At 27.9% G+C, this 5,401-nt stretch carries 7 protein-coding genes; 1 reads left to right on the top strand and 6 read right to left on the bottom strand.

Features of this window, described 5'->3' with window-relative positions; all coding sequences use genetic code 11:
• Nucleotides 1–208: 208 nt before the first annotated feature.
• From phoU to XO12_RS10790, 6 genes are all read right to left on the bottom strand, one after another.
• Nucleotides 209–871 carry a phosphate signaling complex protein PhoU gene (gene phoU, locus XO12_RS10765; protein ID WP_047266502.1) on the bottom strand — a complete coding sequence of 221 codons (663 nt, stop codon included), beginning with the start codon at nt 869–871 and terminating at the stop codon, nt 209–211.
• A 14-nt stretch (nt 872–885) separates the two neighbouring features.
• The gene (gene pstB / locus XO12_RS10770) at nt 886–1,662 is read right to left on the bottom strand and encodes a phosphate ABC transporter ATP-binding protein PstB (protein ID WP_047266503.1); all 777 of its coding nucleotides are present in this window, start codon (nt 1,660–1,662) and stop codon (nt 886–888) included.
• The gene (pstA, locus tag XO12_RS10775; protein WP_175420307.1) at nt 1,655–2,476 is read right to left on the bottom strand and encodes a phosphate ABC transporter permease PstA; all 822 of its coding nucleotides are present in this window, start codon (nt 2,474–2,476) and stop codon (nt 1,655–1,657) included. Before pstA ends, pstB begins: the two co-directional genes overlap by 8 nt.
• A gap of 27 nt (nt 2,477–2,503) precedes the next feature.
• Nucleotides 2,504–3,361 carry a PstC family ABC transporter permease gene (locus XO12_RS10780; protein ID WP_175420308.1) on the bottom strand — a complete coding sequence of 286 codons (858 nt, stop codon included), beginning with the start codon at nt 3,359–3,361 and terminating at the stop codon, nt 2,504–2,506.
• 39 nt (nt 3,362–3,400) lie between these two features.
• Nucleotides 3,401–4,225: a phosphate ABC transporter substrate-binding protein PstS family protein gene (locus tag XO12_RS10785; protein WP_175420309.1), complete on the bottom strand. Its 825-nt coding sequence runs from the start codon at nt 4,223–4,225 to the stop codon at nt 3,401–3,403.
• A 174-nt stretch (nt 4,226–4,399) separates the two neighbouring features.
• The gene (locus XO12_RS10790) at nt 4,400–5,041 is read right to left on the bottom strand and encodes a hypothetical protein (protein WP_254867735.1); all 642 of its coding nucleotides are present in this window, start codon (nt 5,039–5,041) and stop codon (nt 4,400–4,402) included.
• Nucleotides 5,042–5,112: 71 nt separating this feature from the next.
• Between XO12_RS10790 and XO12_RS10795 the strand changes: the two genes are divergently transcribed.
• Nucleotides 5,113–5,401: transposase (locus XO12_RS10795; protein WP_175420310.1), on the top strand; the 289-nt coding region annotated here is incomplete at its 3' end.

Genomic DNA, 5,401 nt, shown 5'->3' on the forward strand with positions numbered 1-5,401 from the left:
TATTTCTTTCTTTGATATATACATATTTTTACACAATACTTATTTTAAGTATATACTCTCATTTGTATTTCTCATTGATTGTTTTTGTCTTTATTTCATTTTTCATCTTTATTTTCTACTTTTTTGTTTCTGTTTTTCTCCTCTTCTTTCCTGTTTTTTACTTTCTGCATTTTTTCCCTGTGCAAGCTTTTTCTAAATTGAATTTACTCTATAAAAAATTGGTTATTTTTTCTCCTTTTTCAATATACACTATCTCTTCACAAAGGTTCGTCACCTGATCTGAAACTCTTTCAATATCCCTTGCAATCAATGCATAAGGTATAATAGATTTTTCATCTATTATATCTTTTTTAAAATCTATCAATATATCTTTTCTTATCTGAATTTCCAATTCATCTATTATATTATCTTTTTTCCAAATTTCTATGGCAAGTTCTGTATTTCTTTCATTAAAAGCTTTAAAAACTTCTTTCAACATTTCAAGTGATAACCCTATCATCTTCATCATATCTTCATTTAAAGAGGCTCTTATTCCATTATCTTTAAAATAAAAAACCTTTTGAGCAATATTACAGGATAAATCACCAATTCTTTCAAGATTATTTGAAAATTTAATCATAGTAATAATATATCTCAATTCTTTTGCTAATGGATTATAACGGGCAATGATCTGATAAACTTCATCTTCAATTTTTCTATTTATATCATCAATCTTATCATCAAGATTTATAACCTGTTTAGCTTTTGATTCATTATTGCTTTCTAAAGCTTCAATTGCTATATTAAATGAATCCAGAACTAAAGATAACATTTTTGATATATCTGCTTTTAATACTAAAATTTCATTTTCAAAGTGATGTACATTTTGCATTTATATAACCTCCATTATCCTATTCTTCCATTTAAGTAATCTTCTGTTAATTCATTTTTAGGTGATTTTATTATTTCAGAAGTTAATCCTCCTTCAATCAATTCACCCTGATACATAAAATACAAATAATCAGATATTCTTACTGCCTGGGCCAGATTATGAGTAACAATAATAATTGTATAATTTTCAGATAATTCTTCAAGTAATCTTTCTATTCTTTGAGTAGCAATTGGATCCAGAGCTGAGGTTGGTTCGTCTAATAATATAACTTCAGGATCAACTGCAATAGCTCTTGCAATACATAATCTCTGTTGCTGACCACCAGAAAGTTCATAAGCCGATTTATACAATTCATCCTTTACTTCATCCCATAAAGCTGCTTTTTTTAGAGAATTTTCAACTATTTCTTCAATTTTATTTTTATTTTTCATACCGTGAATTTTTAATCCAAAAGCAATATTCTCAAAAATTGACATTGGAAATGGAACTGGTTTTTGAAATACCATACCAACCCTTTTTCTATATATAGTAATATCTAAACTTTTATCATATATATTGGTGTCTTCAAACAATATTTCTCCTGAAATACGGTAATCTGAAATATTATCATTCATTCTATTTATACTTCTTAATAATGTAGACTTTCCACATCCAGACGGTCCTATAATTGCACTTATTCTATTCCTTTTAAATTTTATATTAATATCTTTCAAAGCTTGTTTATTTCCATACCATGCGTTAAAGTTCTTTACCTCTATTATATCATCTTTTTTTATAATAACATTATTCATCCATTTTCCTCCTTATTCTAAATGCAATAGAATAAATTATTAAAATTATTATCATTAACAATGAAGCTGTACCTTTTGCCATCCATTGCGCACTTTCGCCATATACCATAGCTATATTGTAAATATGTGTGGGTAATGTCATTACCGGATCCTTTAAAGATTTTGGCAAATGAGTTGAATAAAATACAGCTGCAGTTAAAAGCACTGGAGCTGTTTCTCCCATAACTCTTCCTGCACCAATCAAAACAGCAGTTATAATTCTTGATTTTGCTGCAGGTACTACAACTTTATAAATAACTTCAGTTTTTTTCGCTCCTAATGCATAAGCCGACTCCCTTAATGCATTTGAAACTCCGTTTAACGCTTCTCTTGTGGCAGAAGATATAATTGGCAATGCCATAACAGATAATGTTAATGCTCCAGATAAAAGTGATGTTTTGAAACCCAAAGTAATTGAAAACAAAGCTAAACCAAACAAACCAAACACAATTGAAGGTACGCCAGATAAAGATGTTATAGCTATATCTAATAATCTTCCAAATTTATTATTTCCATATTCAGATAAAAAAATACCAGTTAAAACACCTATTGGAACAGAAATTAGAAGTGTTAAAAATAAAAGTAAAAAAGTTCCTAAAATCGCAGGAAATATTCCACCATCTGTCATCATATTTTTTGGAGATTCAAGAAAAAAAGATACAGAAAAATATTTAATCCCATCAAATATTATAAATAAAAATATAAAGACTATTGTAAAAAATACTAAATAACTTAAAAACCTAAATATATAGGAAAATACTAAATCTTTCTTCATTTTTTCAGTCTCCTTGAATAACTTTTATTAAAATTTTTTAATTGAAATTCTTTTAGATATTAATGTTAATAAAAATGATATACTGAGCAAAACTAAGCCAGAAACAAATAAAGCTGAATAATGCAAACTACCTATTTCAACTTCTCCCATTTCACTTGCTATTGCAGCTGTTAATGGCCTTATAGGGTCAAGTAATGAAGTTGGTAACATATTTGCACCTCCAGCTGCCATTAAAACAACCATAGTTTCACCTATAATTCTATTAATAGTTAAAATAGATGCATTTAAAATCCCAGAAATGGCTGCTCTTGATACAATTTTAAAACCAGCAGTAAATTTTGTTGAACCAAGTGCGAGAGCACTTTCTTTTAATTCAATATCAATAGAATCTAATGCTTCCTGCATCAAAGAAGCAGAATACGGCAAAGATAATATTGTAAGACCTATAGCAGCAAGCAACATATTCTCAGGTGACCATGCTCCTATTTCAAACATCCACGGGGAGATATAAATAATTAAAAACATACCAATAATTACAGATGGAACACCAGATAATAAATCTATGGACGATTTTATCATTCTCTTTTCAAATGGTGTTGCATATTCATACATAAAAAAAGCAACTATATATCCAAGGGGCAAAACAATCAAAGAAGTAAAAACTGTTAAAATAATAGAATCAAAAAGCATTGTAAGAATTCCATATGCTGCATCTTCAGAAGTTGGATACCAATCAAAAGTGGTAAAAATTTCCACACCAGCCTCTTTCAATGCTGGTATGGATTCTTTGATTATGAATATAAAAATTGATATTAAAGCAATTATACCTATAGTTGCAGTTAACTTTATCAAAATAGAATTCATTCTATTTTTAAATTCTCGCATTTGAACACTCCTTTTTTATCACCATTTTTACCAATAATTTTAAAAACCATATGCTGCAATATATCCTGCTTTCTCAGCTAATTCCTGACCTTTTTTTGATAATCCAAAGGTTATGTATTCTTTTATAACTCCACTTTCAGGCCATCCATTAGTTACATCAATAAACATATATAATGGTCTTGAAATAGGATACTTTGTATTTAAAATATTCAATTTAGTCGGATGTATATTTTCAACTGTTAAAACTTTTACAGAATTTGTCACATATCCAACGCCAACATATGCAATAGCATAAGGATTTCTGGAAACTTGTTCAATTTCAAATTGTGTAGACTCAACCATTTTTACTGTTGGGGCCATTCGTTCTTTGTTTAAAACCTTTTTTTCAAAAGTCTCATATGTACCGGAAGCTGTATTTCTTGAATAAATAACAATTCTTTTCTTTGGCAAATTTGGATTCACCTGATTCCATGTTCTGATTTTACCTGTATAAATATTTTTTAATGTTTCTAAAGAAATATTATCTATTTTTAATTTCGGATTAACAATTATTGCAATTCCATCATAGGCAATAACAATAGGAGCAAAATATTTATTTTCTTCATTCATTTTTTTTATTTCTTTTTCTTTTAAAAACCTGCTTGCATTTGCAATATCTGTTGTCCCATTAAATAAAGCTGCAATTCCAGTTGAAGATCCGGCTCCCTCAAGAGTTATTTCTAAATCTGGTTTAGCTTTTTTAAGCTCTTCTATCCACAATTGAGCAATAGGAAAAATAGTATTAGAACCTTTAATAATCAACTTTGTTGAAAAAGAAATAACTACAAAACTTATTAATAATACAACTAAAAATACCTTTTTCATAATTTAACCTCCCATTTTGATTTTTATTCCTTAATGCATCTAAATTGTATATTCTAATTTTTTTCTTAATATTTATCCATATTAAGAAATGTTAAAGAAAAAAATCACAAAATTTGAGGATTTTTACTTTTGGAGTAATATGCAACCAACAAAAAACTCCAGCTTTTGCTGGAGTTATATTTTTGATGGACTTTCAAAATTAGTTTTTATAAACCATATATGTAATTTTATCCCATTTTCTTCTTCTACTATATACTCAAAATCTTTTATTGTATTTGAATATATTATTAGCCATCCTTCTTTTAGCCCTTTTCTTTTTATATATTCTTTTAGTTGCTTTTTTGATTTTTCATATTGATCTTCATCTATATTTGCTTTTATTTCTATTAAGTATTCTTTGTTGTTTAAATTTATCAATAAATCTATTCTTCCTCCGCCTATTTGTGTTTCAGGATATACTTTTCCATCTGCTGCTTCTACATATAATCCAAGAAATTGATCAAGATTGTATTGATATACTCCTTCGTAATAGTTTCTGCCCTTGAACATTACTGCTCCTCGTTCTTTTATGTATCTTATATACCTTTTCATTAATTTGTTTAAATCCAGACTTCCATCTTTGTTTAGATATTTTTTTATACTTTCATCAAATGGTTTCATTTGCGATTTTTCTCCATTGATTTGTGGTTTAAATCTTGCATATAACGCTTTGTAATACAACGGCACTTTTACACAGCATATGCCTTCACAATTGTCTATTACTCCGTTTATATATAAGAATTTTATGTTTTCATCATATATATTAAACGTATTCACCCCTTACAAGATTTGGACAAAAAATAAGAAAGTGATATCATAAAATTGAAAAAAAGAAAGGGGTGTTTTTTATGAGAAAACGAACTAATTACGAACCAGAATTTAAGTTATCTGTTGTTAAAGAGTATCTTTCTGATGATTCATTAACTCAAAGAGATATTTGTGAAAAGTATTCTATTCCAGATTCTGTTTTTGCAAGATGGGTTAAAAAATATAAAGATTCTAATTATGACGATAATGTGTTTCATTCAAAAAAAGGTCGTCCTAGTTCTATGATTTCTGATATTTCTAAGGTTCCTCCAATTATTTACGAATCTGCTGGTATTATTAAGTCTAATTCAAATAATACTAATGGGGGTA

The organism is Marinitoga sp. 1154, from assembly GCF_013363285.1.
Taxonomy (GTDB): domain Bacteria; phylum Thermotogota; class Thermotogae; order Petrotogales; family Petrotogaceae; genus Marinitoga.